Genomic DNA, 25079 nt, shown 5'->3' on the forward strand with positions numbered 1-25079 from the left:
CCATGGAAACGACCTTCACCACGCTGCCGGCGTATGCCGAACTGTTCTGCTTTTCCAACTTCACGTTTCTACACGGCGCGTCGCACGCGCAGGAACTCGTCGAGCGCGCGAAGCAACTCGGCTACTCGGCACTGGCCGTCACGGATGAATGTTCGCTTGCGGGCGTCGTGCGTGCGCATGTCGCAGCGAAGGAGGTGGAGCTGCCCCTTGTCATCGGCTCGTACTTCCGCTTGCGCAACGCGGATGGCTCGCCCGCATTCGAACTGATTCTTCTTGCGCAGAACCGTGAGGGCTACGGCAATCTGTCTGAGCTGATCACGCTTGCGCGGACCCGCGCGCCAAAAGGCGAATACCGGTTGACGCCGCAGGACCTGTCACGGCCGGACCGGGACAACGCGCATCTGCGCGGCATGCCCGATTGTCTTGCGATTCTGGTGCCGGCCTTTCCCGCGCAGGAAGAGATACTCGACGCGCAAATCGAGTGGCTCGGCGAGACTTTTCCCGGGCGGGCATGGGTGGGTCTGGTGTTGCATCAGCGTGCAATGGATGACATTCATCGCGGCGCGGTCGAATATGTCGCGGGGCAGCAGAACATGCCCGTCGTCGCGTTGGGCAACGTCGTGATGCACGTCCGTTCGCGCAAGCCGCTACAGGACACGATGACGGCGATCCGCGCCGGCAAGCCGCTGAACGAATGCGGCTACGAACTCGCGCCGAATGCCGAGCAGCATTTGCGTTCGCGGCTGCGCATCGCGAATCTTTACCCCGATCAAACGTTGAGCGAGACGATCGACGTAGTGGCACGCTGTGCGTTTTCTCTCGATGAACTCAAGTACGAATATCCTGACGAGCTCGTGCCGGCAGGCCATACCCCCACTTCGTATTTGCGGCAGGAGACGTATAGCGGCGCGCAGCACCGTTTTTCCGCGGGAATCCCGGATAACGTCCAGACACAGATCGAACGCGAACTGAAATTGATCGCGGAACTGCAATACGAGCCGTATTTTCTGACTGTCTACGACATCGTTAAATTTGCGCGTAGTCAGAACATTCTGTGTCAGGGGCGAGGGTCGGCCGCCAACTCGGTCGTGTGCTATTGCCTCGGCATTACCGAGGTGGACCCGGCGCGAATCAACATGCTGTTCGAGCGGTTTCTCAGCCGCGAGCGTAAAGAGCCGCCGGATATCGACGTCGACTTCGAGCATCAGCGTCGCGAAGAGGTGATCCAGTATATCTACGCGAAGTACGGCCGGCATCGCGCGGCGCTGGCTGCGTCGCTGATCACGTATCACGCGCGCAGTGCGCTGCGGGACGTCGGCAAGGCGCTGGGGCTCGACGCGTCGTTGATCGAGCGGATCAGCAAATCGCAGCAGTGGTGGGACGGCCCCGACGCGATCGCTACGCAGCTGGCGGAAGCGGGCTTCGACATCAACTCGCACATCACGCGCAATCTGATTCGTCTCACGAAGGAGTTGCGCGCGTTTCCGCGTCATCTGTCGCAACACGTCGGCGGCTTCGTGATCGCGAAGGACAAGCTGTCGCGGCTCGTACCGATCGAGAACGCGACGATGAAAGACCGCAGCGTGATCGAATGGGACAAGGACGACATCGACGCGCTCAAGCTGCTGAAAGTCGATGTGCTGGCGCTCGGCATGTTGTCGGCCATTCGGCGCGCGCTGGAATTCGTCGCGCTGAGGCGCGGCTTTCCGCGTTTCCGGATGCAGGACATTCCGCGTGAAGATCGCGCCGTCTACGAAATGTGCGGACACGCCGATACGATTGGCGTGTTCCAGATCGAGTCGCGTGCACAGCAAAGCATGCTGCCACGCCTGAAGCCGAATCAATACTACGACCTGGTCATCGAGGTGGCGATCGTGCGGCCCGGTCCGATTCAAGGCGGCATGGTGCATCCGTATCTGCGCCGCAAGCAAGGTCTCGAACCGGTCGACTATGCGAAGGAGGAGCTGAAGCCCGTGCTCGAGCGCACGCTCGGCGTGCCGATTTTCCAGGAGCAGGTCATGCATCTGGCGATGGTCGCGGCGGAATATACCGGCGAACAGGCCGACCAGTTGCGTCGCGCGATGGCCGCATGGCGGCGCAGCGGCAACCTCGCGAAGTATCAGCAGGATCTGAGCGATCGCATGTCGGCGCGTGGTTATGAGAAGCCGTTCATCGATCGCATCTGCAAACAGATCGAGGGCTTCGGTGAATATGGTTTTCCGGAAAGTCATGCGGCGAGTTTCGCGTTGCTCGTCTATCTGAGCGCGTGGCTCAAGCGTTACGAACCGGCGGCTTTTCTGGCGGCTTTGCTGAACAGTCAGCCGATGGGTTTCTATTCGCCGTCGCAACTGGTGCAGGACGCGAAACGCCACGGCGTCCAGGTGTTGCCGCCGGATGTGACGTTCAGCGATTGGGAGTCGACGTTCGAGCGTCGCGGCCACGAAGGGCGGCGTATTTCAGCGGAAGAGACCGGCCTGCAGCGTCAGTATGCCGAGTTATCCGCGCGGCGCTTGCGCGAGTTGGCGCCGCGTCATCTGACGCTGAGCCGGACGGTGCGCCGCGCGGCGCAGCGCATGAGCGGGCGCGTGTATCAGCCGTCGAATACGTATGGCGCGCGCGGTCCCGCGGTGCGCATCGGTTTGCATCTGATCAAGGGACTCGCGCAGGACGCCGCCGAACGCATCATGGCGGCTCGCCGCGACGCGCCGTTTACCGGCGTCGACGATCTGGCGCGGCGCGCGGCCTTGACGCGGCGCGATCTCGCCGCGCTGGCCGCGGCCAATGCACTGGTCAACATCGCAGGGCATCGGCGCGAGGCGTGGTGGGCCGTGACCGCGCAGCACACGGTGCCCCGCCTGCTGCGCGACGCGCCGATCGACGAAGCGCCGCTTGCACTGCCGCACGCCTCCGAGAGTCGCGAGATCGTCGACGATTACGCGAGCATCGGCCTCACGCTCAATCGCCATCCGCTTGCGTTGCTGCGCGGGCGACTGGCCGCGCAAAGGTTTCGTCCGGCCGCCGAACTCGCCAACTGTCGGCACGGCATGCTGGCACGCGTGTGCGGCATCGTCACCGTGCGGCAACGGCCGGGGACGGCGAACGGCACGGTATTCGTGTCGCTTGAAGACGAGACGGGGGCCGTGAATGTGATCGTCTGGCCGTCGCTGGTGGAGAAGCAGCGCAAGGTGTTGCTGGGGGCGTCGTTGCTGGCGGTGTACGGGGTTTTGCAGCGGGACGACGGTGTCGCGACGGGGAATGATCCCGCGCATTCCGCTGAACGCGAGAGGCGGGCGGCGAATGCCGCGGGGCGTGCCGCGGAAAAAGAGCGGGGCGCGAGACGCCCGGAGCGCGGCGGGCAGACAGGCAACGCGAAACGGAAGAATCAAGGCGAGGTGATTCATCTCGTTGCCCATCGTCTCGAGGACCTCAGCGAATGGCTAGGCGAACTCGCGACGACGAGCCGCGATTTTCATTGACGATGCGTCCCATCCCCGCGCCACGGAAATGCCGTCAACACCTGGCGGATACCTGCATCGAACGGCGTGCGCCGGCCGATGCCGAGCGCTTCGAGTTGCGTCGAGGCGAGATGGCAGTTATGCGGACGCGGTGTCGCATCGGCCGGCGTGTACTGCGGCGTCAAACGGGCGTCGACCTGCAAGGCTTTAGCGAGACGCAGCGCGATTTCGTACTTGGTCATCGGCTCGTCGCCCGACCATTGCACGATGCCGCGAATCGCCTCGCCACGCGCGTGACGCGTGAGCATCTGGCGGATCACGAACGCGACGTCCGGCGTGAAGGTCGGATAGCGGATCGCCCAGGCATCCATCACGGCGGGCTTGACCTGCGGCGCCGCGGATGCAGATGTCGATGCCGATGTCGATGCAGACGCAACGATCGCCGGCACCAGACTCGTCACCGCCGACTCCGTCCAATCGACGATCGGTCCATACAGCAGCGGCAAGCGCAGCACGCAGCCGAGTCCGGTCGCCTCCAGCAGCGCGCGTTCGCCTTCGAGTTTGCTGCGGCCATATGCGTTGATCGGCGACGGCGTGGCGTCGTGCCGGTAGGTGGGATGCGCGCCGTCGAAGACGTAGTCGGTGGAAATCGACAGCGTCCATGCACCGCGCCGGCCGGCTGCGGTGGCCAATGTGCGCACCGCATCGACGTTCAATGCGTGGGCCAGCGCCGGGTTGTGCTCGCACACGTCCGGGCGGCGTTCCGCCGCGGCGATCACGAGCGCGTCCGGCGCTTCGCGCTCGACGAATTGCTCGACCGCCTGCGCGTCGCGGATATCCAGCGTGAGCGTGTTTTGCGCCGGGCGGCTGAATGTCGTGGCGACGACTTGCCAGGCGGGCTCGCGCGCGAGTTCGTCGACGAGCGCGCGGCCGAGCAATCCGGACGCGCCGATCACGGCTACCTTGAACATGAGGCGAGCCCGCTTAGCCGAGCGACGCGCTGGGCGCGCCGCCGTCCGAGTTGCTGGCCGCCTTGACCGTATAACCCGCCTCGTCGATGGCCGCCTTCAGCGAGTCGAGCGACTGCGCCGATTCGACCACGACGCACCCCGAGGTCAGATCCACCCGAACCTGCGCGGCATCGTCGTGTTCGCGGATTGCGTTGGTCACCGCCGCGACGCAGTGCTGGCAGCTCATGCCTTCAACCTGAAGTTCGATGGTCATCGTGAAAGTCTCCGAAAAGTGATCAGGGCAATAGCCGGATTATGCCTGTCGATCCGTTCCCGAGTGGCTGACCTTCCCATCGTAGGAAGGTGTACGATCGACCCAGATCTTTGGGGGAACACTCATGAATATCGGCGAAGCGGCCCGCGCGTCGGGCGTCACGGCGAAAATGATCCGCTATTACGAGAGCGTTGGCTTACTGATGGCGAAGGCGCGCACGAGCGCCGGCTATCGGGTTTACGGCCCGCAGGAGGTTCATTCGCTGCGCTTTATCCGTCAGGCGCGCCGACTCGGCTTCCTGGTCGAAGACATCCGCCGGTTGCTGGCACTGTGGCACGACCGCTCGCGCGCCAGTGCCGAAGTGAAGGCGATCGCGCTGGAGCATGTCGCGGAACTCGATCGCCGTATCGCGGAACTCACCGACATGCGCGACACGTTGGCGCATCTCGCCGATCACTGCCATGGCGACGACCGGCCGGACTGTCCGATTATCGAGAGATTGGCCGACACGGATGTGGTGACAGGGCACGGGTGTCACCCGATAGAAGAGGCGTAAACGGTGCGGATACGACCTCGGAGCAACCGAAGTGGTTGCGCAGGTGCAACCCATGTTCAGTTTGCACATAAAAGGTGCAAAAAAAACGAGGGTGCGATTTGAACTGAGCTGAATTTTGCGTCGAAAGCAAAAAAATCAAAGACTTAATTGCACCGTTGTCGTGCACCATTCCAAAGCGGAATGCACGTCATGCGGGCATTTCATTGGTCAGGTTGCACCGGAGGGCTATAATTCGGGTTAACCCTTTTACGGGAAATCCCTGATGAAACGTGCACCGGGGATTCAATCTGATCCTTGGAGAACATCATGTTTGCATACATTCTTGAAAAGCTGAGCACCTGGTTTGAAGCTGCGGAACGTAACCGCCGTGAAGCCTACCTGGCATCGTCGTCGGATATCGTTCAGCTTGAGCAACGCATCCGTACGCTCGAAACCAATGGTTATTCGCTGTAAGCTGCACCCGCTTCACGTTTGACCGGCAGCGCCTGATTGCGCAGCCATCGCAGTAAGTGTTGAGCCCCGTATTGACGGGGCTTTGTCACATCTGGAGCCTGGAAAATCTCACGAGACGGCCGGTATGGCGTGCTCATGGCGAATCTCGACTAGCCTGACGCTGCACTGCGCGGTAAGGTAAGACGTTTGCGGCGCAGCCTGTTATCCGATTGATGATCTACCGCCAACGAAGACGTCTTCAAACCTAACCGGTCCGTTCCATGTCTACCGCCCGTTCGCTCAAATCCATCTTCGCCATGATCGTTGCGGTTTCGCTGACGACAGCGTGGGCCGAATCAAGTGCCTACGCCACGTCCAGCGCGAAGGATACGAAGAGCACCACAAAGCGAACGAAAAGTGCCAAGAGCACGAGGAACACGAAGCACGCGGAAAGCACGGAAAGCGCCGAAAGTGCGGCGCGCAAACCGCTGATTCTCGATTCGCAGAACGGCATCAGCGACGGTCAAAGCGGTACCGTCCTGCAAACCGCGCCGTTCTCGCACCAGCCGATCGTCGGCGCGCAGTCGATCGCAGCGCCTGCCGAACTCGCGCCGAACTCGTCGACGCCCTACGTCGTTGCGCCTTATATCGAACTGCCTACCGGCGGCGGCACATCGCAGCCGCCGAGGCCGCAGCCGCGACCCGTTCAGCGCTCGCAGTAAGCCCCGTCAGCGCTCGCGTGGGGCAGTGCGACGCGGCGCGCGAACTCAATCGCCGCGATACTCGACCTTGAACTGCGCGGCCTTATCCACGCCAAGCGCCTTCACCAGCCACGGCATCTGATCCTTCAGCGACTTCGCCAGCGTATACGGCGGGTTCAGAATGAACATGCCGCTGCCGAACAGTCCGAAACCGTCTTCCGGCGGATTGCTCACCGTCAGACTCACATGCAGCCAGTTGCGCTCCTGAAGCTTTTTCAACTGCTCGGGAAAGCGCTGCGACTCGGGGCGCCGCACCTGCGGATACCAGACCGCGTACATGCCGGTCGGAAAACGCTTCAGACTTTCTTCGACGCAACGGATCGTGCGCAGGTAATCGCGCTTGTCTTCATACGACGGATCGAGCAGCACCAGCGCCCGGCGCGGCGCCGGCGGCAGCAACGCGATGATGCCGTCGAAGCCGTCGCCGGCGTACAGCATTGCGCGGCGGCCGGCATCGCGAAAGTTGTGGCGCAGCACGTCGATTTCGGTGGTGTGCAGTTCGAACAGACGCAACCGATCCTGTTCGCGCAACTGCCGCCATGCAATGTACGGCGAGCCGGGGTAGTAGCGTAGTTGACCGTCCGGATTCAGCGCGGCGACTTCATCGACGTAATCGGCGAAGATCGGCGGCAGATCGTTGCGTTCCCAGATTCTGGCGATGCCGGTCTCGAATTCGCCCGTTTTGGTCGCGTAGCCTTCCTTCAGCGAGTAGACGCCCGCGCCCGCGTGCGTGTCGATATACCAGTAGGCTTTGTCCTTCTGGCCGAGATAGCGCAGAAGCTGCAACACGACGGCGTGTTTCAGAACGTCGGCGTGATTGCCTGCATGGAAGGCGTGTCGATAGCTGAGCATGATGAGGAGACGCTGAAAGAGGGCGTGCCGGGCCGAAGCCGGTTCCGGCGCTGCGGGTGCGGATGGCGGCAAACGCGGCTGCAAAACGCTGCAGCAGAAAAACGCGGCTGCAATACCGCTGCAATACCGCTGCGATACCGCTGAAATGCAAGGCTGCGCGGCGGACAATGAGCGCCGACGCGCAACGCGGCCGCGTATTGTACGCGACGCCGCGGCCTGTACCGTGCCAAACGCCGAGCGCGGTAACGCTTCGCTCCGCGTGACCGCGTATTTCACGGCACGGCACGACGCGGCCCACGCATGCAACGCGACGTATTTCAATCCACCCGCGCCATCCGCTGCATCGTGGATTACCTACCAACCGTCGCGTTGCCGCCGGCCCGCTCAATCGTACGCGTCGCCGATGATCTCTTCGATCTTCTGTTTGATCTCGGGCGTGATGCGCTCGGCCACCTCGGCGGACTGCATGTTTTCGCCAATCTGCTCGACCCGCGACGCGCCCGTAATCACCGTACTCACGTTGGGATTCTTCAGAATCCACGCGATCGCCAGTTGCCCGACCGTGCAATTCAGTTCATCGGCCACTTCGCCGAGCTTGCCGACCACATCGTTCCTGCCCGAGTCGGTCAACTGTTTGCGCAGCCAGTCGTAGCCCTGCAATTGCGCGCGGCTACCGGACGGCACGCCGTCGCGATACTTACCGGTAAGCAGGCCGGAAGCGAGCGGACTCCACGTGGTCAGGCCGAGACCGATGTCCTCGTAAAGCCGCCTGTATTCCTGTTCGACGCGCTTGCGATGAAACAGGTTGTACTGCGGCTGTTCCATCACGGGTTTGTGAAGATGATGCCGCTCGGCAATCTCGTAGGCCGCGCGGATCTCGTCGGCGCTCCATTCGGACGTGCCCCAGTACAGCGCCTTGCCGCGCGCGATCATATCGCTCATCGCCCACACGGTTTCCTCGACCGGCGTGTTCGGGTCGGGACGATGACAGAACACCAGATCGACATAATCGAGTTGTAGCCTCTTGAGCGACGCGTCGATCGCGTTCAGCAGATATTTGCGGTTCAGCGTGTGGTATTGATTCGGCTCTTCCGCAAGTCCCCAGAAGAATTTCGTCGACACCACATAGCTCACGCGCGGCCATGCCAGTTCCTTGAGCGCCTGACCCATGATTTCCTCCGACTTGCCGCCGGCATACACCTCGGCGTTGTCGAAGAAATTGACGCCGGCGTCACGCGCCGCGGCGAGCGATTCGCGCGCCGCGCCATGATCGACCTGATTGCCGTACGTGACCCATGAGCCGATGGACAGTTCGCTGACTTGCAGGCCTGAGCGGCCCAGACGTCGATAATTCATGCGTTGCTCCTTGTAGACGAGGCCGCAGGAAGGCCGCCGAAACATCCAGTTTAACGAGAGAAGTTTCGATGTGCGTTTTACCGGTGTAGTTCACACGCTTCATGCACAATAGCAGCGTTGGCCGCAGTGCAGCATTCAGCCGGATGGCCTATGCCGTTTGGCTGACTTCACGCCGCCCGCGGTCCGTGGTCTCATTGCTCATCAACTGCACGGAGGTTCTGGATGTCGTCACTGAACACGAATCTGAATGGCAAGGTCGCGGTCGTCACCGGCGCCGCGAGCGGCATCGGCAAACAGATCGCCCTCACGCTGTCCGCGGCGGGCGCGGCGGTCGCGATCGCCGACCTGAACCAGGACGGCGCGAACGCCGTCGCTGAGGAAATCAAAAAAGGTGGCGGCAAGGCGATCGGCGTGGCAATGGACGTCACGAACGAGGACGCCGTCAACCAGGGCATCGACAAGGTCGCGGCCGAACTCGGTTCGGTCGATATCCTGATCTCCAACGCCGGCATTCAGATCGTTAATCCGATCGAAAACTATTCGTTTTCCGATTGGAAGAAAATGCAGGCGATTCACGTGGATGGCGCGTTCCTTACCACCAAGGCCGCGCTCAAGCACATGTACAAGGACGATCGCGGCGGCATCGTGATCTACATGGGTTCGGTCCATTCGCACGAAGCATCGCCGCTGAAATCCGCTTATGTGACGGCCAAGCATGCGTTGCTGGGACTGTCGCGCGTGCTGGCGAAGGAAGGCGCGAAGCACAACGTGCGCTCGCATGTGGTGTGTCCGGGTTTCGTGCGCACGCCGCTCGTCGACAAGCAGATTCCCGAGCAGGCCAAGGAACTCGGCATCAGCGAGGAAGACGTGGTCAAGCGCGTGATGCTGGGCGGCACGGTGGACGGCATCTTCACCACGGTGGAAGACGTCGCGCAGACGGTCCTGTTCCTCTCCACGTTCCCGACGGCGGCGCTGACCGGCCAGTCCTTCATTGTGAGCCACGGCTGGTACATGCAATAAGGAGCCGCCCATGGCGCAACGCAATCTGAAGCGGGCGCGCGTGGGTGCGCCCGGCGACGGGGAAGGCGAGGGCGCCGGTCCGGCGCCCTCCGCGCATCCGGGCCGGCACCTTCATGTGCCCCATTACGAAACCGTCGCGGTGTTGCTGCAAGGCGGTGGCGCGTTGGGCGCTTACCAGGCCGGCGTCTATCAAGGGCTTTACGAAGCCGGCATCGAGCCTAACTGGCTGGCGGGGATTTCGATCGGCGCGTTGAACACGGCGATCATCGCCGGTAATCCGCCGGAGAAGCGCGTCGAGCGGTTGCTGCAATTCTGGGAAACGATCTGCCAGCCGGCGTTCGGTTTTCCGTTGCCGCCTTCCGTCGAACACGCGCTGTTCAATTCCAGCGAGGCGGTGCGCAAGGCGTTCACGGCCACTCAGGCGTTGGGTGCGATCGTCGAAGGACAGAAGGGCTTTTTCGTTCCGCGCTTTCCACCGCCGTTGCCCACCGTGTCCGGGCCGCCGCAAATGGCAAGCTACTACGACACCACGCCCCTGAAAGCCACGCTCGAAGCGCTGTGCGATTTCGACCGCATCAATTCGCGGGAGATGCGCGTGTCGGTGGGCGCGGTGAATTGCGGCACGGGGAATTTCGCGTACTTCGACAACACGCACATCACGCTGCGGCCCGAGCACTTCATGGCGTCGGGTGCGTTGCCGCCGGGCTTCGCGGCGGTGGAGATCGACGGCCAGTATTACTGGGACGGCGGCCTGATGTCGAATACGCCGCTCTACGAAGTGATTCAGTCCACGCCGCGGCGCGATACGCTCGCGTTCCAGGTCGACCTGTGGAGCGCGATCGGGCCGGTGCCGGATAACATCACCGACGTTCAAGGGCGCATGAAGGACATTCAGTATTCGAGCCGCACGCGTCTCGTGACCGACATGCTGCAACGTTCGCAACGGTTCCGGCACGTGCTGCGCGAGGTGCTGGATCGTGTCCCGGCCGAGTCGCGCAACGACCCGTGGTGCAAGATGGCCGACGATCTATCGTGCTCGAAGCGCTACAACGTGATCCACCTGATCTACCGGCAGAAAGAGTACGAAGGGCATTTCAAGGACTTCCAGTTCGGCCTGTCGACCATGCGCGAGCACTGGCAAAGCGGCCTCGAAGATATCCAGCGTTCGCTTGCGCAGCCCGACTGGCTGGAGATGCCGGATAACGATGCGGGATTCGTCACGCACGATATCCATCGGGATTCGCGTTGAGCGAAGACGGGTAGGTGGGGCGAGCAAGGACGCGACAAACGCGGCAAAGGCGATAAACGAACGGACACATCGCCCATTCGCAAACCCGCCCATTCGCAAACACACAAGCCCCAAAACGAAAAACGGCGCCCTGAAATTTCAGGGCGCCGTTTTTTTACCTGCGATCCGGAAACACGCGTCGATCGACGCGCGTACCGGCATCTGCCTATTACTTCAGCACGTGAGCGATCGCGTTCGCCACCGCGTCGAGGTTGCGCGTGTTCAGCGCAGCCACGCAGATACGACCCGTGCTGACGGCGTAAATGCCGAACTCTTCACGCAAACGGTCCACTTGCGGCGCCGTCAGGCCCGAGTACGAGAACATGCCGCGCTGCGCGTTCACGAAGCTGAAGTCGCGATCCACGCCGCTTGCCTTCAGACGCTCGACCAGACCGTCACGCATGGCGCGGATGCGATCGCGCATTTCGCCGAGCTCCGTTTCCCACGTCGCGCGCAGTTCCGGCGACGCCAGCACCGCGGCGACCACCGAGCCGCCGTGCGTCGGCGGGTTCGAGTAGTTCGTGCGGATCACGCGCTTCAGTTGCGACAGCACGCGGCCGGCTTCTTCCTTGCTCGACGTGATGATGGACAGCGCGCCGATACGCTCGCCGTACAACGAGAACGACTTCGAGAACGACGACGATACGAACACGTTCAGTTCCGATGCAGTGAACAGGCGCACTGCTGCCGCGTCCGCTTCGATGTTGTCGCCGAAACCCTGATAGGCGATGTCGAGGAACGGCACCAGATTGCGCGCCTTGACGACTTCGACGACCTGCTTCCATTGCTCGACGCTCAGATCCACGCCGGTCGGGTTATGGCAGCACGCGTGCAGCACGACGACCGTGCCGGCCGCGTAGCCGTTCAGCGCGCTCAGCATGCCTTCGAAGTTCACGCCGTGCGTGGCTGCGTCGTAGTACGGGTACGACACGACTTCGAAGCCGGCGCCTTCGAACAGCGCGCGGTGGTTTTCCCAGCTCGGATCGCTGATTGCGACCTTCGTGTTCGGGTTCAGGCGCTTCAGGAAGTCCGCGCCGATCTTCAGCGCGCCGGTGCCGCCAAGCGCCTGCGCCGTCACGACACGGCCGGCCGCGATCAGCGCCGAGTCGTTGCCGAGCAGCAGCGTCTGAACGGCGGCGTCGTAGGCGGCGATCCCTTCGATCGGCAGATAACCGCGCGGCAGCGCGGCTTCGACGCGCGCGCGCTCGGCGTCGCGCACGGCGCGCAGCAGCGGAATCTTGCCTTCTTCATTGAAGTACACGCCGACGCCAAGGTTGACCTTGGTGGTGCGCGCATCGGCGTTAAAAGCTTCGTTCAGGCCCAGAATCGGGTCGCGGGGAGCAAGTTCGACGGCGGAGAACAGAGACATGATGGGTGGGCAGCAGTAGTGAAAGAAGGACGGCGGCTTCGAGCGCGATGCGGTCCGGACGGCGGCGTCTGATGAAAAACACCGGCGGGCGATGGACGGCCGCGAGCGAGCGCAACTTCGTATTGTAACGAATTCATGGGCGTTTTTCGGGCGCCGCAGCCTGCCGCGGCCAATTAATTGCTTGAAAAACAGGCATTCCAGTGCCATGTGAGGATGACCCATCCCCGCCGGAAAAGCCGCGCAGCGGCCGCCGACACGGCCAAATGCACGCGCGCCCGAGACCACGACCGCGTATTCGGCACGCTCCGCCGACCCGCTCCGCCCGGCTTCCCGCAACCCGTTAGAATGATCCTTTGCCCAAGGCCCGATGCCGCTCCCCATGTCCGAACAACATCTGACTGAAGCCGACGACGCGCTCGACGAATCGAAATTCGTCACCTTCGAAGGCTCGCCGTTCCAGCTTTATCAGCCGTATCCGCCGGCCGGCGATCAGCCCACGGCGATCGACACGCTCGTCGAAGGCGTCGAGGACGGCCTGTCGTTCCAGACGCTGCTCGGCGTGACCGGCTCCGGCAAGACCTTCACGATGGCCAACACGATCGCGCGGCTCGGCCGCCCAGCTATCGTGTTCGCGCCGAACAAGACGCTCGCCGCGCAGCTCTACTCGGAGTTCCGCGAGTTCTTCCCGCGCAACGCGGTCGAGTACTTCGTTTCGTACTACGACTACTACCAGCCAGAAGCGTACGTGCCGCAGCGCGATCTGTTCATCGAAAAGGATTCGTCGATCAACGAGCACATCGAGCAGATGCGGCTGTCGGCCACCAAGAGCCTGATGGAGCGGCGCGACGTGGTGATCGTGGCGACCGTGTCGGCGATCTACGGTATCGGCAATCCGTCCGAATACCACCAGATGATCCTGACGCTGCGCACCGGCGACAAACTCGGCCAGCGCGACGTGATCGCGCGGCTGATCGCGATGCAGTACAACCGCAACGAGGCCGATTTCCAGCGCGGCTCGTTCCGGGTGCGCGGCGACACCATCGACATTTTCCCGGCCGAACATGCCGAGATGGCGGTGCGCGTCGAGCTGTTCGACGACGAAGTCGAGACGCTGCAACTGTTCGATCCGCTCACCGGCCGCGTGCGGCAGAAGATTCCGCGCTTCACCGTGTATCCGTCGTCGCACTATGTGACGCCGCGCGACACCGTGGTGCGCGCGGTCGAAACCATCAAGAGCGAGTTGCGCGAGCGGCTCGAATTCTTCTATAGCGACGGCAAGCTGGTCGAAGCGCAGCGGCTCGAGCAGCGCACCCGCTTCGATCTGGAGATGTTGCAGGAGCTCGGTTTCTGCAAGGGCATCGAGAATTACTCGCGGCATTTTTCGGGCGCGGCGCCCGGCGAGCCGCCGCCCACGCTGGTCGACTACCTGCCGCCGGACGCGATCATGCTGCTCGACGAGTCGCACGTGCTGATCGGGCAGTTGAACGGCATGTACAACGGCGACCGCGCGCGCAAGGAAAACCTGGTCGATTACGGGTTCCGGTTGCCGTCGGCGCTGGATAACCGGCCGCTCAAGTTCAACGAGTTCGAGCGCAAGATGCGCCAGGTCGTGTTCGTGTCGGCCACGCCGGCCGATTACGAGAAAAAGACCGCGGGGCAGGTGGCCGAACAGCTGGTGCGGCCAACCGGTCTCGTCGATCCGGAAATCGAGGTGCGGCCCGCGCGTAGCCAGGTCGACGACGTGCTCGGCGAGATCAACGAGCGCGTCAAGGCCGGCGACCGTGTGCTGGTGACGGTGCTGACCAAGCGCATGGCCGAGCAGTTGACCGAGTTCCTGGCCGATCACGGCGTCAAGGTGCGCTATCTGCATAGCGACATCGATACGGTCGAGCGGGTCGAAATCATCCGCGATCTGCGTCTGGGCACGTTCGACGTGCTGGTCGGGATCAACCTGCTGCGCGAGGGCCTGGATATTCCGGAGGTATCGCTGGTCGCGATTCTCGACGCGGACAAGGAAGGCTTCCTGCGCGCCGAGCGCTCGCTGATCCAGACCATCGGCCGGGCGGCGCGTAACGTGAACGGCAAGGCGATCCTGTACGCGGACAAGGTGACCGACTCGATGCGCCGCGCGATCGACGAAACCGAACGGCGGCGCGCGAAGCAGATCGCCTTCAACCTCGCCAACGGGATCACGCCGCGCGGGGTGGTGAAGCGGATCCGCGACATTATCGACGGCGTGTACAACGTCGACGACGCGCGCGCCGAACTGAAGGAACAGCAGACCCGCGCGAAATTCGAGGACATGTCCGAGAAGCAGCTCGCGAAGGAAATCAAGCGCCTCGAGAAGCAGATGATGGAGCACGCGAAGAATCTCGAGTTCGAGAAGGCCGCGCAGACTCGCGATCAGTTGGCGTTGCTGCGTCAGCGCGTATTCGGCGCGAACGTCGGCGATCACGTGTCGGGCGTTTGAGCGTCGCTTACGTCACCAACGTCACGTACTTCGCCGACATCGCGTAAGTTGGCATGAGCGCTTCGGGGCGCGGCTGATCGCCGCGCCTTTTTTATTGGGCCGGCCGCCCGCGATGCCTCGCCTGAAACCGCGCGCTTGAACCTCCACTTGCGCGTAGCCGACATCGCGCCGACATCCGCCCTACACAATCCCGCCAGGTACCGACAACCGCCCGACGCGCCGCCGTCGCGGCATCGCGCGACCGCTGTAGCCTTTGCTTAAGAAAACCTTAAGACCCCTGCTGCCACAAGGCTTTGCGCACGGCCTGATTTGTTCCAGCTAGCGATCGATGATAAACTCGCCCAATATTGAGAATGGTTCGCATTAACGTTCCGGTATGCGATTTGCTTACGATGGGTCGCTGATCTGAAAGGTCGCGGCACTCGCCGGAACAGGCGCGAACCTCCAGTTCCAACGGCTTTCCATTCCAGTCTCGTCTGATAAAAACAAGGAGTTTCGATGCGGATTTCTTCATTCGTGCGCGGCGGCGCAGCAGCAGTAGCCACGGTCGCGGCGCTTTCGGCAACGGCCGCCGAATACCCGATCGGCAAGCAGCAGATTCAGGGCGGCATGGAAATCGGCGCCGTCTACCTGCAACCCATCACGATGGAACCCGAAGGCATGATGCGCAAGGCGTCGGACTCGGACATCCATCTGGAAGCCGACATTCACGCGGTCAAGAACAATCCGACCGGTTTCGCGGAAGGCGACTGGATGCCGTACCTGCAGGTGCGCTACGAGCTGACCAAGGCCGGCTCGAACCAGACGCAGAAGGGCGACATGATGGCGATGGTCGCCAACGACGGCCCGCACTACGGCGACAACGTCAAGCTGCAAGGCCCGGGCAAATACCACCTGAAGATGATCGTCGAAGCGCCGATGCAAACCGGCCACATGGCGTTCGGCCGTCACGTCGACAAGGAAACCGGCGTGGGTCCGTGGTTCAAGCCGATCACGCTCGAATACGATTTCACGTTCGCGGGCATCGGCAAGAAGGGCGGCTACTAAGTCTTGCCTGAGCATCGCCTGAGCGCTGTGGCTGGAGCATGTACGTGCGTGGTTGCACCTGGTCTGCACCTGCACCGAAATGCGACCGCCAGCCTTGAATGAATGCAGCAGACGGCGCGCCGGAATCCGTTTCCCGGCGCGCCGCGTTTTCCGGAAAGGCCAATGAGAATTCATCGAACGATCGCGCTTGCCGGCGCCCTCCTGCTGGCGGGTGTGGCGCAGGTAGCGCAGGCAGCCGACCTGCCGACCTTCAAGCTGGAAATGAACGACGGCAAGCTGAACCCGGCCCGCATCGAAGTGCCGGCGGGGCAGCGCATCAAGATCGAAGTCCGCAACACCGGCAAGGGCGCGGCCGAATTCGAAAGCGTGCAGTTGCGCAAGGAGAAGGTATTGGCGCCGGGCGCCGATTCGTTCGTCGTGATCGCGCCGCTCGAACCGGGCGAATACAAGTTTTTCGACGATTTCCACCAGCAGGCGCAGGGCGTGATCGTCGCGAAGTAGCGGATTGAAATGCGGGCGTGCGCCGTCACCGGCGGCGTTGCGCTCGCCGCAGTCGTGGAGGAAAACCGGATGGGTCAGATTCTATTTATCGTGTGGCGGGAGAGTGTCGAGGCGCTGCTGGTCGTCGGCATCCTGTACGCATGGCTGAAAAATGGCGACGACGACGCGCGCCGCGGCTTGCCGTACCTGTGGGGCGGTGTGGCGGCGGGCGTGATCGCCGCCATCGCGCTCGGCGCGGCGCTGGTCGGCTTCACCGAGGTGCTATCCGGTGACGCGCAGGATTATTTCCAGACCGCGATGGTGCTGGTCGCCTGCGTGCTGATCGTGCAGATGGTGTTGTGGATGAAGCAGCACGGCCGCTCGCTCAAACGGGACATGGAGCAGTCGCTCGCGAAGAGTCAACGCGATTCGAACTGGTGGGGCGTCGCGTTGCTGGTGGCGTTGGCGATCGCGCGCGAAGGCAGCGAGACGGTGATCTTCCTCTACGGTCTCGGCTTCGGCCAGTCCGGTCATGTGGACGGCAGTCAGATGCTCGCGGTCGTGATCGGCCTCGGTCTCGCGTTCCTGACCTTCTACGTGCTGCAACTGGGCGGCAAATTCTTTTCGTGGCGGCTCTTTTTCCGCATCACCGAAATCATGCTGCTGTTTCTTGGCGCGGGTCTGTTCCAGACCGGCGTCGACAAGCTGATCGACAAGGAATTCCTGCCGACGCTCGTCGACCAGATGTGGAATTCGTCGGCGATTCTCGACGATTCGAGCACCTTCGGTTCGCTGGTCGCGACGCTCACCGGTTATCGCGCGCATCCGGCGTTGATGAACCTGCTCGCGTACGCGGTGTATTGGGCCGTCGTCTATCTGCTGGTGCGGCGCGCGAATCGCAAGCCGGCGCAGCAGGCGGCGGGGCGCGCGGCATGAGCAGCGTGATGTCCCGCCCTGGTCGCCTCGCGGCGGCCGGGCAATGGATGCAGCGCCACGGTGCCGTGATTCGCGGCATCCAGTGGATCGTGGTGGCCGTGTACGCGTTTCTGATCGTCGTGCCGGCGGTGATGCCGCTGCCGGACGACACCGCGCACCTGTGGACCAATCTGACGCTCGCCGCGCAGTTCGTGTTCTGGGGCATCTGGTGGCCGTTCGTGCTGCTGTCGATGGTGATGCTCGGGCGCGTGTGGTGCGGCGTGCTGTGTCCGGAAGGCGCGCTCGCCGAATTCGCCAGCAAATACGGCCGCGGCTGGGCGATTCCGCGCTGGATGCGCTGGGGCGGCTGGCCATTCGTCGCGTTCGGCATCACCACGATCTACGGCCAGATGGTGAGCGTCTACCAGTATCCGAAAGCCGTGCTGCTGGTGCTGGGCGGCTCGACTTTCGCGGCGATCGTCATCGGCTTGCTGTATGGGCGCGAGAAGCGCGTCTGGTGCAAGTATCTTTGCCCCGTCAACGGGGTTTTTTCGCTACTGGCGCGTCTCGCGCCGTTCCACTACAAGGTCGATGAAGAGGCATGGCGCCGTTCGTACACGAACGGCGAGCATGGGCATCGCGTGATTCCGATCAATTGCGCGCCGCTGGTGCCGTTGCGCAACATGAAGGGCGCGTCCGACTGTCATATGTGCGGCCGCTGCAGCGGTCATCGCGATGCGGTCGCGCTGACGTGGCGTGCGCCGTCGGCGGAAGTGGTGCAGATGGGCGACAAGCAGGCGAATGCTTGGGACACCGCGTTGATCCTGTACGGCCTGCTCGGCATCGCGATCGGCGCGTTTCACTGGACTGCGTCGCGCTGGTTCGTCGATCTGAAGATGTTCTTCGCGACGCGGCTGGTCGATCACGACATCACCTGGCCGCTCGACACCAACGCGCCGTGGTTCCTGTTCACTCATTACCCCGAGCAGAACGACGTGTTCTCGTGGCTCGACGGCTCGATGGTGATCGGCTACATCCTCGCGACGGGCCTGGTGTACGGGACGCTGCTGCTGCTGTTGCTGGCCGGTGCGACGCGTATGCTCGGGCGTTTTAGCGCGGTACGTCTGCATCATTTGACGCAGGCGCTGATTCCGATCGCCGGCGCCGGCGTGTTCCTTGGGCTATCCGCGACGACGTTGTCGCTGCTGCGCGCGGAACATGTGCCGCTGTGGTGGGCGTCGGATTTGCGCATCGCGATTCTGGCGATTGCCAACCTGTGGAGCGCATGGCTCGCGTGGCTCGTCACGCGCCGGTACAGCGAGCGTTTCGTGCGGCGTGGTCTCGCCATGCTGTGGTTCGTCGCGGCGCTGGCCGTGGTCGATAGCGCGTGGTGGTTGATGTTCTGGGGTTGGGCGTCGAAGTAAGCCGACCCCGCTGCTAAAAACCAGCCGGGCAACAAAAAGCCGTGAGAGGGAAACCCATCTCACGGCTTTGTCATTTCCTGAATGCGCGACACACGACGTTTCGTGTTGCCGCTTAGAGCGAGGACCAAAAAAGCGGCCTGGCTGGCTGCGACGGCTGGCTTGGTGTCTGCACGAAGGGGTCTAGTTCTCACGTGCAAGCCGTCGTTGCTGGCTAATGCCTAACACCTCTCGAGGAGGTGGTCCCCACAATACCCGGTACTTACTGCTGTGTTCGGTGTTACTTCGTCAGAATCAGCTTGCCGAGGCGCGTTGCCCGCAACTGATAGGTCTCGCCGTTGTGCAGGATGCTGATGTGGCTGTTGCCTTGGAGCAAGGCATCGCTGCGTAGGACCCGTTCCGTCGCGCCGGTCGAACCGTTGGCACGTTCCGCGCTGGGCTTCGCCGCGGGGGCCGGGGCCGCCGATGCTTTCGGGCGGCTGGTCAGCGCGGCCGCCGGACGGCGCAGGCTGAGTGTGGAAGGGCGCGTGAGATCGGTCATTCGTATTTTTGCTGTTCGTCGATTCGATGGATTAATTCTAAATGATAACTATTCCCATTTACAAGAAAGAGAAATTGATCGGTTTCCTGTTTCGATAGGCAAGTGGGAAGTGGGACGAAGACGAGGGTGAAGGGGAAGCGGAAGCGACTGGCCACTTCAGCCGGAGTGGCATCGTTCAGCGTTGTTGGACAGACGCGGACCACACGTCCGCGTCCATTCAAGATCTTCAATGCAAGGAACCCGGTTCCTGTCTGGTCTGCACATACTGACGGATCAGCCGCACGGTGTCGATATCGTTCTCGCGATACGCCGACTTGACGATTTCCTGGGTTTGATGCGCGTCGGGATCGGTCGATTCCGGCAGTGTCGTCGCGTATTCGAAGCGCAGGAACAGTTGCAATTCGTCCGGCTGCTCGATGGTCATGGTCAGCGAACCGCCGACGTGATCCGCCGTCGGCAGGATGTCGTAGCGCACGCTCTGACTGTCCTGCAACGTCACGCGGTCGCGCACGGTCGCCTGACCGTAATGCAGCTCGCGTTCCATGACATTGCCCTCGCGCGACAGAATCGTGCAGCTGTCGAGGCCCATCACGAACAACTGCGGCTGTTCGGCGCGGAGCACCAGACCTTCCCACAGTTGCTCGCGGGTCATCGAGTCGACAAACGGATTCAACGGATCGTTGATCTGGATAAGGTGTTCGAAATTCAAAACGACGGCTTCCTATGAAAGCGTTGCGATGCGCGATACGGCGGCGACGTCACGCGACGGCGAGACCCGAGCGTATCGAGATCGGATGCGTGAGGATCTTGTGAACTGGGCACGCATTGGCGATTTGCAAGAGACGTTCCCGCTGCTCGTCGGACAGATCGCCTTCCAGCACGATCTTGCGGTCGATGGTCGTGCCGGCGTCGCCGGTTTCGAGCGACAGCGTCACGTGCACGTCGGCGAGGGGCCAGCCCTTGCGCTGCGCGTACATCTTCAGCGTGATCGACGTGCAGGCGCCCAGGCTCGACAGCAACAGCGACACCGGCGCCGGGCCGCGATCGCCGCCGCCGAGCGACTCGGGTTCATCGGCGAACCACGTGTGTCGACCGTCGTCGAAAAGGACCTGGAAATTCGTCGAGCCGATGTGGGCGGTGACGTTGGACTCTGCCATGCGCGCTCCTGAACAGGGACGGAAATCGCCGCGCATCGCGCCGGTTTCCGTACGGCTGGAAAGGGCGGCGCGGCGCGCGGCATGAGTCGCTATTGTGAACGAAATCGGCAGGGTTGGCGGTGGGGAGCGGGCAGAGGCGGGCGCGGTGGCCGAGGCGGCCGACGCGAGCGGCGTTGCGCGCCGCTCCATGCATTCAATGCGTGATTGCGCCCATGCGTCCCGATTGATAGTCGATCACCGCCTGGCGGATTTCGTCTTCCGTGTTCATCACGAACGGGCCATAGCGCACCACCGGTTCCTTCAACGGCACGCCGCCGAGCAGCAGTACGTCGAGCGGTTCGTCGCCGGCTGTCAGCGTGACGGCATCGCCATCGTTTTCGAACACGACCATTTTTTGCGCGTCGATTTCCTGGCGTGCGTCGCCTTCGCCATACAAGCCCTTGCCCGCGAGGCTGTAGGCGAACACGCGATAGTCGGCCGGCACCGGCTGGCGGATCGTCGCGCCCGGTTGCAGCGTGAAATGCTGATACAGAATCGGCGTGCGCGTCTCGATCGCGGCCTTCACGCCGAGCGCTTCGCCGGCGATCACCTTGACGCGCACCCGGCCATCCGCCGAGGTCGCCACCGGAATGCTGGACGACGGAATCTCCTGATAGCGCGGCGCGATCATCTTGTCGCGGCGCGGCAGGTTGACCCATAACTGCAGGCCATGCACGCGGCCGCCCGTGCGCACGAACGACGGGTCCGGCATTTCGCTGTGCACGACGCCCGCACCCGCGGTCATCCATTGCACGTCGCCGGCGTGCAGCGTGCCGGAATGGCCCGCCGAGTCCTTGTGGCCGAACTGGCCTTCCAGCACATACGTGACGGTTTCGAAGCCGCGGTGCGGATGGTCGGGCGCGCCCTTGGCCTCGCCTGGCGCGTAGTCGATCGGGCCCATTTCGTCGAGCAGCAGGAACGGGTCGAAATCCATCAGCAGACGGGTCGGGAACGGACGGTGGACGATAAAGCCGCCGCCCTCGGTCGTGCGAACCGCTGGAAACGTGCGTTCGATCGTGCGGGTCGTGCTCATCAAAGTCACCTCAAAAAATGGGGAATAGCGTTATTTTTGAAACATGGAGCTATTATAGGGACCGTTTTACGGCGTGCCAGCCGCCGCCACGCAATGGATTGTTCTATTACTGGAACGATGAGATGAAGATCGATTCACACAATCTGAATGACCTGATGTATTTCTCCCAGGTCGTCGAACACGGCGGGTTCTCCGCGGCCGAGCGCGTGCTGGGCATCTCCAAATCGCGCTTGTCGCGCCGTCTGACCGAGCTGGAGGCGTCGCTCGGCGTGCGGCTGTTGCAGCGCTCCACGCGCAAGCTGGCGCTCACCGAGGCGGGCCAACTGTTCTATCAGCATTGTCAGGCGATGCTCGGCGAGGCTCAGGCGGCCGTCAACGTCGTGCAGCAGTTGCGCTCGTCGCCGCGCGGCACGGTGCGCGTAAGCGTGCCGGTGACGGTCTCGCAGACCATTCTGTCGACGATCCTGCCGGAGTTCATGCATCGCTACCCGGAAGTGCGCGTGGTGATGCGCGTGACCAATCGCGTGGTCGATCTCTTCGAGGATTCGATCGACGTCGCGTTGCGCGTGCGTTCCGATCCGCCGGAAAACGCCAACATTGTCGTACGGCCGCTGTGGCGCACCCAGCAGATGCTGGTCGGTGCGCCGAGCCTGTTGCAGCAGAATGCGCCGCCGCTGCTGCCGTCTGACCTCAGCCGCTTCGAGACGCTCGACGTCCCGAGCAGCGACGGGCGCCACGTCTACAACCTGATCTCGCCCGACGGCACGCGCCACGCGCACGAACACGAGCCGCGGCTCGTCACCGCCGATCTGATGATGATTCGCGAGGCGGCGTTGTCCGGCGTGGGCATCGCGGCGTTGCCGGAAATGATGTACGGCGCCGCGCTGCGCGCCGGCCAGTTGTCGCCGGTGATGCCCGGCTGGACCTTCCCGACGCCGCAGTTGTACGCGGTGTTCGTATCGCGCCAGGGCATGGTGCCGGCGGTGCGCGCATTCGTCGATTATCTGGTCGAAATGCTCGATCCGGACGAGGGCAAGCATATTGCAGGCGAGTGTCCGGCGCGCGAGGAAAAGGCCGCGGTGCGGCCGGTGCTCGCGATCGCATCCTAGCCGGCGCGCGCAGGCGCAGTTGTGCTCATGTCACGGCATCGCTTTTAGCATTTAAGCGCGGCCTGTCATGAGTACTTTCAATGACCGTTTCCTTGCTTGCGCGCGCTCCCGGACCTATATTGAAATCCCTTCGCTAAGGAGTCTCTTATGCGGAAACTCATGGCCGCTATCATAGCGAGCCTGATAGGGCTGACCGCGCTGTCCGTGTCGATCACGGCTGTCGCATGCAACGACGCGAGCTATCAAACTTCGAACGATGGCAAGTAGTCCTGCCGCCCGAAGGCGCCGAGTGCGCGCAAAAAAAGGCCTTCATCTGACGATGAAGGCCTTTTACTTTTAGCCCTTGTTTCAAGGACTATTTGCACGTTTTCCGAAGACGCTGCCGAAGCGCGGGGCGTGTCGCACCATGCAAGCGCCGCGGCGGCGTCATTTGCTTTTCGGCTGGGTCACGAATCCGATCTTCGTCAGGCCGCCGGCTTGCGCCGCCGACATCACCTGCGCCACTTTCTCGTACGCCACCTTGCGGTCGGCGTCGAGATGCAGTTCCGGTTGCGGCTCCGTTTGCGCGGCTTGCGCGATCTTCGCGGTCAGCGCGGCTTCGTCGACTTTCTGGTCGTCCCACAGCACGTTGCCGTCCGCGTCGATCGCGACCGTGACCTGCGCGGGCTTCGTGTCTTCCTTCTGACTGCTTGCATGCGGCAGATCGATCTTGACCGCATGACGAATCACCGGAATCGTCACCATGAAGACGATCAGGAGAACCAACATCACGTCGACGAGCGGCGTCATGTTGATTTCGTTCATCAGGCCGTCGTCATCGTCGCCGGCGAAGGGGCTCATTGCCATTCGGTGCCTCGTCGATCAGTTGGCGCGGGTCGCGAGACGCAGGCCGTCGCCGCGCTTGGACGACGACAGGCGCGCGCCCGTCACGAAGAATGCGTGCAGACCGTGTGCGAAGCGGCTCAGCTTGGCGACGATCGCCTTGTTCGCGCGCGTCAGCGCGTTATAGCCGAGCACCGCCGGAATCGCGACGAACAGACCGAACGCGGTCATGATCAGCGCTTCGCCGACCGGACCCGCGACCTGATCGATCGACGACTGGCCGCTCGCGCCGATGGCCAGCAGCGCGTGATAGATGCCCCACACCGTGCCGAACAGACCGACGAACGGCGCCGTGCTGCCGATCGACGCGAGAATCGCGAGGCCGCTCTGCATGCGCGCGACGCTTTCGTCCATGGTGTCCTTCAGGCAGCGCGTGACCCAGTCGGACACGTCCATGCGGTCATGCAGATGCGGCTGCGTCTGATGATGGTGATCCGCCGCTTCCTGGCCCGACAGCGCCAGCGCGAGGAACGGGTTGTCGAGCGGCGTCGACGATTCGGCGCCGAGTTTCTTCACGCCGTCGGCGAGATCGTCGGAATGCCAGAACGCCTGCTCGGCGTTCTTCGTGAGGCGTTTCAGGCGCATCACGTTCCAGCCCTTGATGACGATCACGCTCCACGACATCACCGACATGATCAACAGCGCGAGCGCGATACCGCGCGTCACAAAATCCCCTTGCGCCCACACGTGCGCCAATCCGTAGTTTTGCATTGCAATTCCTTGTTTTGAAATCTGCTTCAATCGTCGAGATTGAAGTTGTAAGGCTGGGTGTATGCCGCGCGAACCGGCTGACCGTTCTCGAGATAGGGCTTGCAGGTGCTCGCATGGACGGCGGCGATGGCCGCGTCGTCGAGCCGGCTGAAGCCGCTGCTTTTCTTCAATTCGATGTCTTCGATCCTGCCGCTCAGGCCGACCACGAACTTCACGTACGCGGTGCCGGTTTCGCCGCGACGCTTCGACAGCATCGGGTAGTCGGGCTTCACGATGTTGCAGTCGAGGTGCGAGACGTTTTTCGGCGCGGTGATTTCCATTGTCGGACGCGCGGCAGGCGGCGCGGCGGCGACCGGCGGCGCGGCTGGCGCAGCCGGTGCGGGCGGCGTCGGGTCTGGCGCGGCCACGGGCGTCGGCGACGGTGCGGCGGCTTGCGGCAACGGCGTCGGAGTCGGCTTGGGTGTCGGCGTTGGTTTGACCTTGGGCTTGGCGTGGACCTGCGGCGTCGGCTTGGGCGGCGGCGGTGCGATCGACTGCAGCGCAACCGGCGCGGCGACCGGCGCCGGTGGCAGCAACTGCGCGGTCATGACGTGCGATTCGAGAACCGGCTGGACCGGGTCGTGACGCAAGGTCAGAACCACCGCCAGCAACGCGATGTGAATCGCCGCAACCGCGGCGGTCGCGGTCAGCGCGCGTGAATTCATTCGGACGGATGACGCCGGCGTGACGCCGGCTGATGCGGTATGCGAGGCCTGCATGTTAGCGGAGTGGCGCGCCGCCGGGGCAGCGCGTCAGACAAGACATCGTCATGTTCGGAAGATCAGCAGCGAGATGAACAAAGTAGTCACGAAACCAATCAGCAATTCCATCTCAAACTCCTTTGACGGGTGAGCGGGGGTAGCTGGCTGGTACGGATACTGGCTTGCTGACGGCAGTGGGATAAAACGTGAAGCAGCGTGAA

General features: G+C 62.9%; 24 protein-coding genes. 12 read left to right on the forward strand and 12 right to left on the reverse strand.

The window, feature by feature from the left end; genetic code table 11:
* The first annotated feature begins 2 nt into the window (after window positions 1–2).
* Window positions 3–3476: an error-prone DNA polymerase gene (locus LFL96_RS05960; RefSeq protein ID WP_280999128.1), complete on the forward strand. Its 3474-nt coding sequence runs from the start codon at window positions 3–5 to the stop codon at window positions 3474–3476.
* On the opposite strand, the gene LFL96_RS05965 is transcribed toward LFL96_RS05960, so the two are convergent.
* Together LFL96_RS05965 and LFL96_RS05970 are read right to left on the reverse strand one after the other, a co-directional pair.
* Window positions 3470–4426 carry an SDR family oxidoreductase gene (locus LFL96_RS05965; RefSeq protein WP_280999130.1) on the reverse strand — a complete coding sequence of 319 codons (957 nt, stop codon included), beginning with the start codon at window positions 4424–4426 and terminating at the stop codon, window positions 3470–3472. The two genes, LFL96_RS05960 and LFL96_RS05965, sit on opposite strands and share 7 nt — an antisense overlap.
* A 13-nt stretch (window positions 4427–4439) precedes the next feature.
* Complete coding sequence (locus LFL96_RS05970) at window positions 4440–4679, reverse strand: cation transporter (RefSeq protein WP_280999131.1); 240 nt, start codon at window positions 4677–4679, stop codon at window positions 4440–4442.
* A gap of 124 nt (window positions 4680–4803) precedes the next feature.
* Here LFL96_RS05970 and cueR point away from each other — a divergent pair, with 124 nt between their 5' ends.
* The 3 genes from cueR (at window position 4804) to LFL96_RS05985 (ending at window position 6389) form a co-directional block, all read left to right on the forward strand.
* A complete protein-coding gene (gene cueR, locus LFL96_RS05975; RefSeq protein ID WP_280999133.1) occupies window positions 4804–5235 on the forward strand; it encodes a Cu(I)-responsive transcriptional regulator in 432 nt (143 codons plus the stop codon).
* Window positions 5236–5541: 306 nt separating this feature from the next.
* Window positions 5542–5688: a DUF3563 family protein gene (locus tag LFL96_RS05980; RefSeq protein ID WP_081935903.1), complete on the forward strand. Its 147-nt coding sequence runs from the start codon at window positions 5542–5544 to the stop codon at window positions 5686–5688.
* Window positions 5689–5948: 260 nt separating this feature from the next.
* Window positions 5949–6389 (forward strand): hypothetical protein, encoded by a 441-nt coding sequence (locus LFL96_RS05985; RefSeq protein WP_280999136.1) that lies wholly within the window; start codon window positions 5949–5951, stop codon window positions 6387–6389.
* Window positions 6390–6434: 45 nt separating this feature from the next.
* On the opposite strand, the gene rlmJ is transcribed toward LFL96_RS05985, so the two are convergent.
* Complete coding sequence (gene rlmJ, locus LFL96_RS05990; RefSeq protein WP_280999138.1) at window positions 6435–7280, reverse strand: 23S rRNA (adenine(2030)-N(6))-methyltransferase RlmJ; 846 nt, start codon at window positions 7278–7280, stop codon at window positions 6435–6437.
* A gap of 384 nt (window positions 7281–7664) precedes the next feature.
* Window positions 7665–8636: an aldo/keto reductase gene (locus tag LFL96_RS05995; RefSeq protein WP_280999140.1), complete on the reverse strand. Its 972-nt coding sequence runs from the start codon at window positions 8634–8636 to the stop codon at window positions 7665–7667.
* Window positions 8637–8858: 222 nt separating this feature from the next.
* Between LFL96_RS05995 and LFL96_RS06000 the strand changes: the two genes are divergently transcribed.
* Entirely contained in the window at window positions 8859–9656 is a 798-nt protein-coding gene (locus tag LFL96_RS06000) for a 3-hydroxybutyrate dehydrogenase (RefSeq protein WP_280999142.1), read from the forward strand.
* 10 nt (window positions 9657–9666) lie between these two features.
* Window positions 9667–10905, forward strand: coding sequence for a patatin-like phospholipase family protein (locus tag LFL96_RS06005; protein WP_280999144.1), 1239 nt, complete (start codon window positions 9667–9669; stop codon window positions 10903–10905).
* 208 nt (window positions 10906–11113) lie between these two features.
* Here the strand turns inward: LFL96_RS06005 and LFL96_RS06010 are convergent, their stop codons facing one another.
* The gene (locus tag LFL96_RS06010) at window positions 11114–12313 is read right to left on the reverse strand and encodes an amino acid aminotransferase (protein ID WP_280999146.1); all 1200 of its coding nucleotides are present in this window, start codon (window positions 12311–12313) and stop codon (window positions 11114–11116) included.
* 379 nt (window positions 12314–12692) lie between these two features.
* On the opposite strand from LFL96_RS06010, the gene uvrB reads away from it, so the two are divergent.
* The 5 genes from uvrB to LFL96_RS06035 all read left to right on the forward strand — a co-directional run bounded on the left by uvrB (window position 12693) and on the right by LFL96_RS06035 (window position 18649).
* Entirely contained in the window at window positions 12693–14783 is a 2091-nt protein-coding gene (gene uvrB, locus LFL96_RS06015) for an excinuclease ABC subunit UvrB (protein ID WP_280999148.1), read from the forward strand.
* A 498-nt stretch (window positions 14784–15281) separates the two neighbouring features.
* The gene (locus LFL96_RS06020) at window positions 15282–15830 is read left to right on the forward strand and encodes an iron transporter (RefSeq protein ID WP_280999150.1); all 549 of its coding nucleotides are present in this window, start codon (window positions 15282–15284) and stop codon (window positions 15828–15830) included.
* 162 nt (window positions 15831–15992) lie between these two features.
* Complete coding sequence (locus tag LFL96_RS06025) at window positions 15993–16331, forward strand: cupredoxin domain-containing protein (RefSeq protein ID WP_280999152.1); 339 nt, start codon at window positions 15993–15995, stop codon at window positions 16329–16331.
* 69 nt (window positions 16332–16400) lie between these two features.
* Window positions 16401–17246 carry an FTR1 family protein gene (locus LFL96_RS06030; RefSeq protein ID WP_280999154.1) on the forward strand — a complete coding sequence of 282 codons (846 nt, stop codon included), beginning with the start codon at window positions 16401–16403 and terminating at the stop codon, window positions 17244–17246.
* Window positions 17243–18649, forward strand: coding sequence for a 4Fe-4S binding protein (locus LFL96_RS06035; RefSeq protein ID WP_280999156.1), 1407 nt, complete (start codon window positions 17243–17245; stop codon window positions 18647–18649). Before LFL96_RS06030 ends, LFL96_RS06035 begins: the two co-directional genes overlap by 4 nt.
* A gap of 277 nt (window positions 18650–18926) precedes the next feature.
* Here LFL96_RS06035 and LFL96_RS06040 read toward each other — a convergent pair whose 3' ends face one another.
* The 4 genes from LFL96_RS06040 to LFL96_RS06055 all read right to left on the reverse strand — a co-directional run bounded on the left by LFL96_RS06040 (window position 18927) and on the right by LFL96_RS06055 (window position 21416).
* Window positions 18927–19187 (reverse strand): hemin uptake protein HemP, encoded by a 261-nt coding sequence (locus LFL96_RS06040; RefSeq protein WP_280999158.1) that lies wholly within the window; start codon window positions 19185–19187, stop codon window positions 18927–18929.
* A gap of 226 nt (window positions 19188–19413) precedes the next feature.
* Window positions 19414–19896, reverse strand: coding sequence for an SRPBCC family protein (locus LFL96_RS06045; protein ID WP_280999160.1), 483 nt, complete (start codon window positions 19894–19896; stop codon window positions 19414–19416).
* A gap of 49 nt (window positions 19897–19945) precedes the next feature.
* Entirely contained in the window at window positions 19946–20344 is a 399-nt protein-coding gene (locus tag LFL96_RS06050; protein WP_280999162.1) for an OsmC family protein, read from the reverse strand.
* A gap of 193 nt (window positions 20345–20537) precedes the next feature.
* The gene (locus LFL96_RS06055) at window positions 20538–21416 is read right to left on the reverse strand and encodes a pirin family protein (protein WP_280999164.1); all 879 of its coding nucleotides are present in this window, start codon (window positions 21414–21416) and stop codon (window positions 20538–20540) included.
* A gap of 122 nt (window positions 21417–21538) precedes the next feature.
* Here LFL96_RS06055 and LFL96_RS06060 point away from each other — a divergent pair, with 122 nt between their 5' ends.
* Window positions 21539–22525 carry a LysR family transcriptional regulator gene (locus tag LFL96_RS06060; RefSeq protein ID WP_280999166.1) on the forward strand — a complete coding sequence of 329 codons (987 nt, stop codon included), beginning with the start codon at window positions 21539–21541 and terminating at the stop codon, window positions 22523–22525.
* A 426-nt stretch (window positions 22526–22951) separates the two neighbouring features.
* On the opposite strand, the gene LFL96_RS06065 is transcribed toward LFL96_RS06060, so the two are convergent.
* The 3 genes from LFL96_RS06065 to LFL96_RS06075 are packed head-to-tail and all read right to left on the reverse strand — an operon-like array spanning window position 22952 to window position 24876.
* Window positions 22952–23371, reverse strand: a complete 420-nt coding sequence (locus tag LFL96_RS06065; protein WP_280999168.1) for a biopolymer transporter ExbD — start codon at window positions 23369–23371, stop codon at window positions 22952–22954.
* Window positions 23372–23386: 15 nt separating this feature from the next.
* Window positions 23387–24118, reverse strand: coding sequence for a MotA/TolQ/ExbB proton channel family protein (locus LFL96_RS06070; protein ID WP_280999170.1), 732 nt, complete (start codon window positions 24116–24118; stop codon window positions 23387–23389).
* Between the two features lie 26 nt (window positions 24119–24144).
* Window positions 24145–24876, reverse strand: a complete 732-nt coding sequence (locus tag LFL96_RS06075) for an energy transducer TonB (protein WP_280999172.1) — start codon at window positions 24874–24876, stop codon at window positions 24145–24147.
* Window positions 24877–25079 lie beyond the last annotated feature (203 nt).

The organism is Paraburkholderia sp. D15 (assembly GCF_029910215.1).
In the GTDB taxonomy this organism is placed as follows: domain Bacteria; phylum Pseudomonadota; class Gammaproteobacteria; order Burkholderiales; family Burkholderiaceae; genus Paraburkholderia.

What these genes read in the sequence shown, in the direction of transcription:
- LFL96_RS05960 (WP_280999128.1), top strand. Translation starts at nt 3, where the DNA reads ATGGAAACGACCTTCACCACGCTGCCGGCGTATGCCGAACTGTTCTGC.
- LFL96_RS05965 (WP_280999130.1), bottom strand. Translation starts at nt 4,426, where the DNA reads ATGTTCAAGGTAGCCGTGATCGGCGCGTCCGGATTGCTCGGCCGCGCG.
- LFL96_RS05970 (WP_280999131.1), bottom strand. Translation starts at nt 4,679, where the DNA reads ATGACCATCGAACTTCAGGTTGAAGGCATGAGCTGCCAGCACTGCGTC.
- cueR (WP_280999133.1), top strand. Translation starts at nt 4,804, where the DNA reads ATGAATATCGGCGAAGCGGCCCGCGCGTCGGGCGTCACGGCGAAAATG.
- LFL96_RS05980 (WP_081935903.1), top strand. Translation starts at nt 5,542, where the DNA reads ATGTTTGCATACATTCTTGAAAAGCTGAGCACCTGGTTTGAAGCTGCG.
- LFL96_RS05985 (WP_280999136.1), top strand. Translation starts at nt 5,949, where the DNA reads ATGTCTACCGCCCGTTCGCTCAAATCCATCTTCGCCATGATCGTTGCG.
- rlmJ (WP_280999138.1), bottom strand. Translation starts at nt 7,280, where the DNA reads ATGCTCAGCTATCGACACGCCTTCCATGCAGGCAATCACGCCGACGTT.
- LFL96_RS05995 (WP_280999140.1), bottom strand. Translation starts at nt 8,636, where the DNA reads ATGAATTATCGACGTCTGGGCCGCTCAGGCCTGCAAGTCAGCGAACTG.
- LFL96_RS06000 (WP_280999142.1), top strand. Translation starts at nt 8,859, where the DNA reads ATGTCGTCACTGAACACGAATCTGAATGGCAAGGTCGCGGTCGTCACC.
- LFL96_RS06005 (WP_280999144.1), top strand. Translation starts at nt 9,667, where the DNA reads ATGGCGCAACGCAATCTGAAGCGGGCGCGCGTGGGTGCGCCCGGCGAC.
- LFL96_RS06010 (WP_280999146.1), bottom strand. Translation starts at nt 12,313, where the DNA reads ATGTCTCTGTTCTCCGCCGTCGAACTTGCTCCCCGCGACCCGATTCTG.
- uvrB (WP_280999148.1), top strand. Translation starts at nt 12,693, where the DNA reads ATGTCCGAACAACATCTGACTGAAGCCGACGACGCGCTCGACGAATCG.
- LFL96_RS06020 (WP_280999150.1), top strand. Translation starts at nt 15,282, where the DNA reads ATGCGGATTTCTTCATTCGTGCGCGGCGGCGCAGCAGCAGTAGCCACG.
- LFL96_RS06025 (WP_280999152.1), top strand. Translation starts at nt 15,993, where the DNA reads ATGAGAATTCATCGAACGATCGCGCTTGCCGGCGCCCTCCTGCTGGCG.
- LFL96_RS06030 (WP_280999154.1), top strand. Translation starts at nt 16,401, where the DNA reads ATGGGTCAGATTCTATTTATCGTGTGGCGGGAGAGTGTCGAGGCGCTG.
- LFL96_RS06035 (WP_280999156.1), top strand. Translation starts at nt 17,243, where the DNA reads ATGAGCAGCGTGATGTCCCGCCCTGGTCGCCTCGCGGCGGCCGGGCAA.
- LFL96_RS06040 (WP_280999158.1), bottom strand. Translation starts at nt 19,187, where the DNA reads ATGACCGATCTCACGCGCCCTTCCACACTCAGCCTGCGCCGTCCGGCG.
- LFL96_RS06050 (WP_280999162.1), bottom strand. Translation starts at nt 20,344, where the DNA reads ATGGCAGAGTCCAACGTCACCGCCCACATCGGCTCGACGAATTTCCAG.
- LFL96_RS06055 (WP_280999164.1), bottom strand. Translation starts at nt 21,416, where the DNA reads ATGAGCACGACCCGCACGATCGAACGCACGTTTCCAGCGGTTCGCACG.
- LFL96_RS06060 (WP_280999166.1), top strand. Translation starts at nt 21,539, where the DNA reads ATGAAGATCGATTCACACAATCTGAATGACCTGATGTATTTCTCCCAG.
- LFL96_RS06065 (WP_280999168.1), bottom strand. Translation starts at nt 23,371, where the DNA reads ATGGCAATGAGCCCCTTCGCCGGCGACGATGACGACGGCCTGATGAAC.
- LFL96_RS06070 (WP_280999170.1), bottom strand. Translation starts at nt 24,118, where the DNA reads ATGCAAAACTACGGATTGGCGCACGTGTGGGCGCAAGGGGATTTTGTG.
- LFL96_RS06075 (WP_280999172.1), bottom strand. Translation starts at nt 24,876, where the DNA reads ATGCAGGCCTCGCATACCGCATCAGCCGGCGTCACGCCGGCGTCATCC.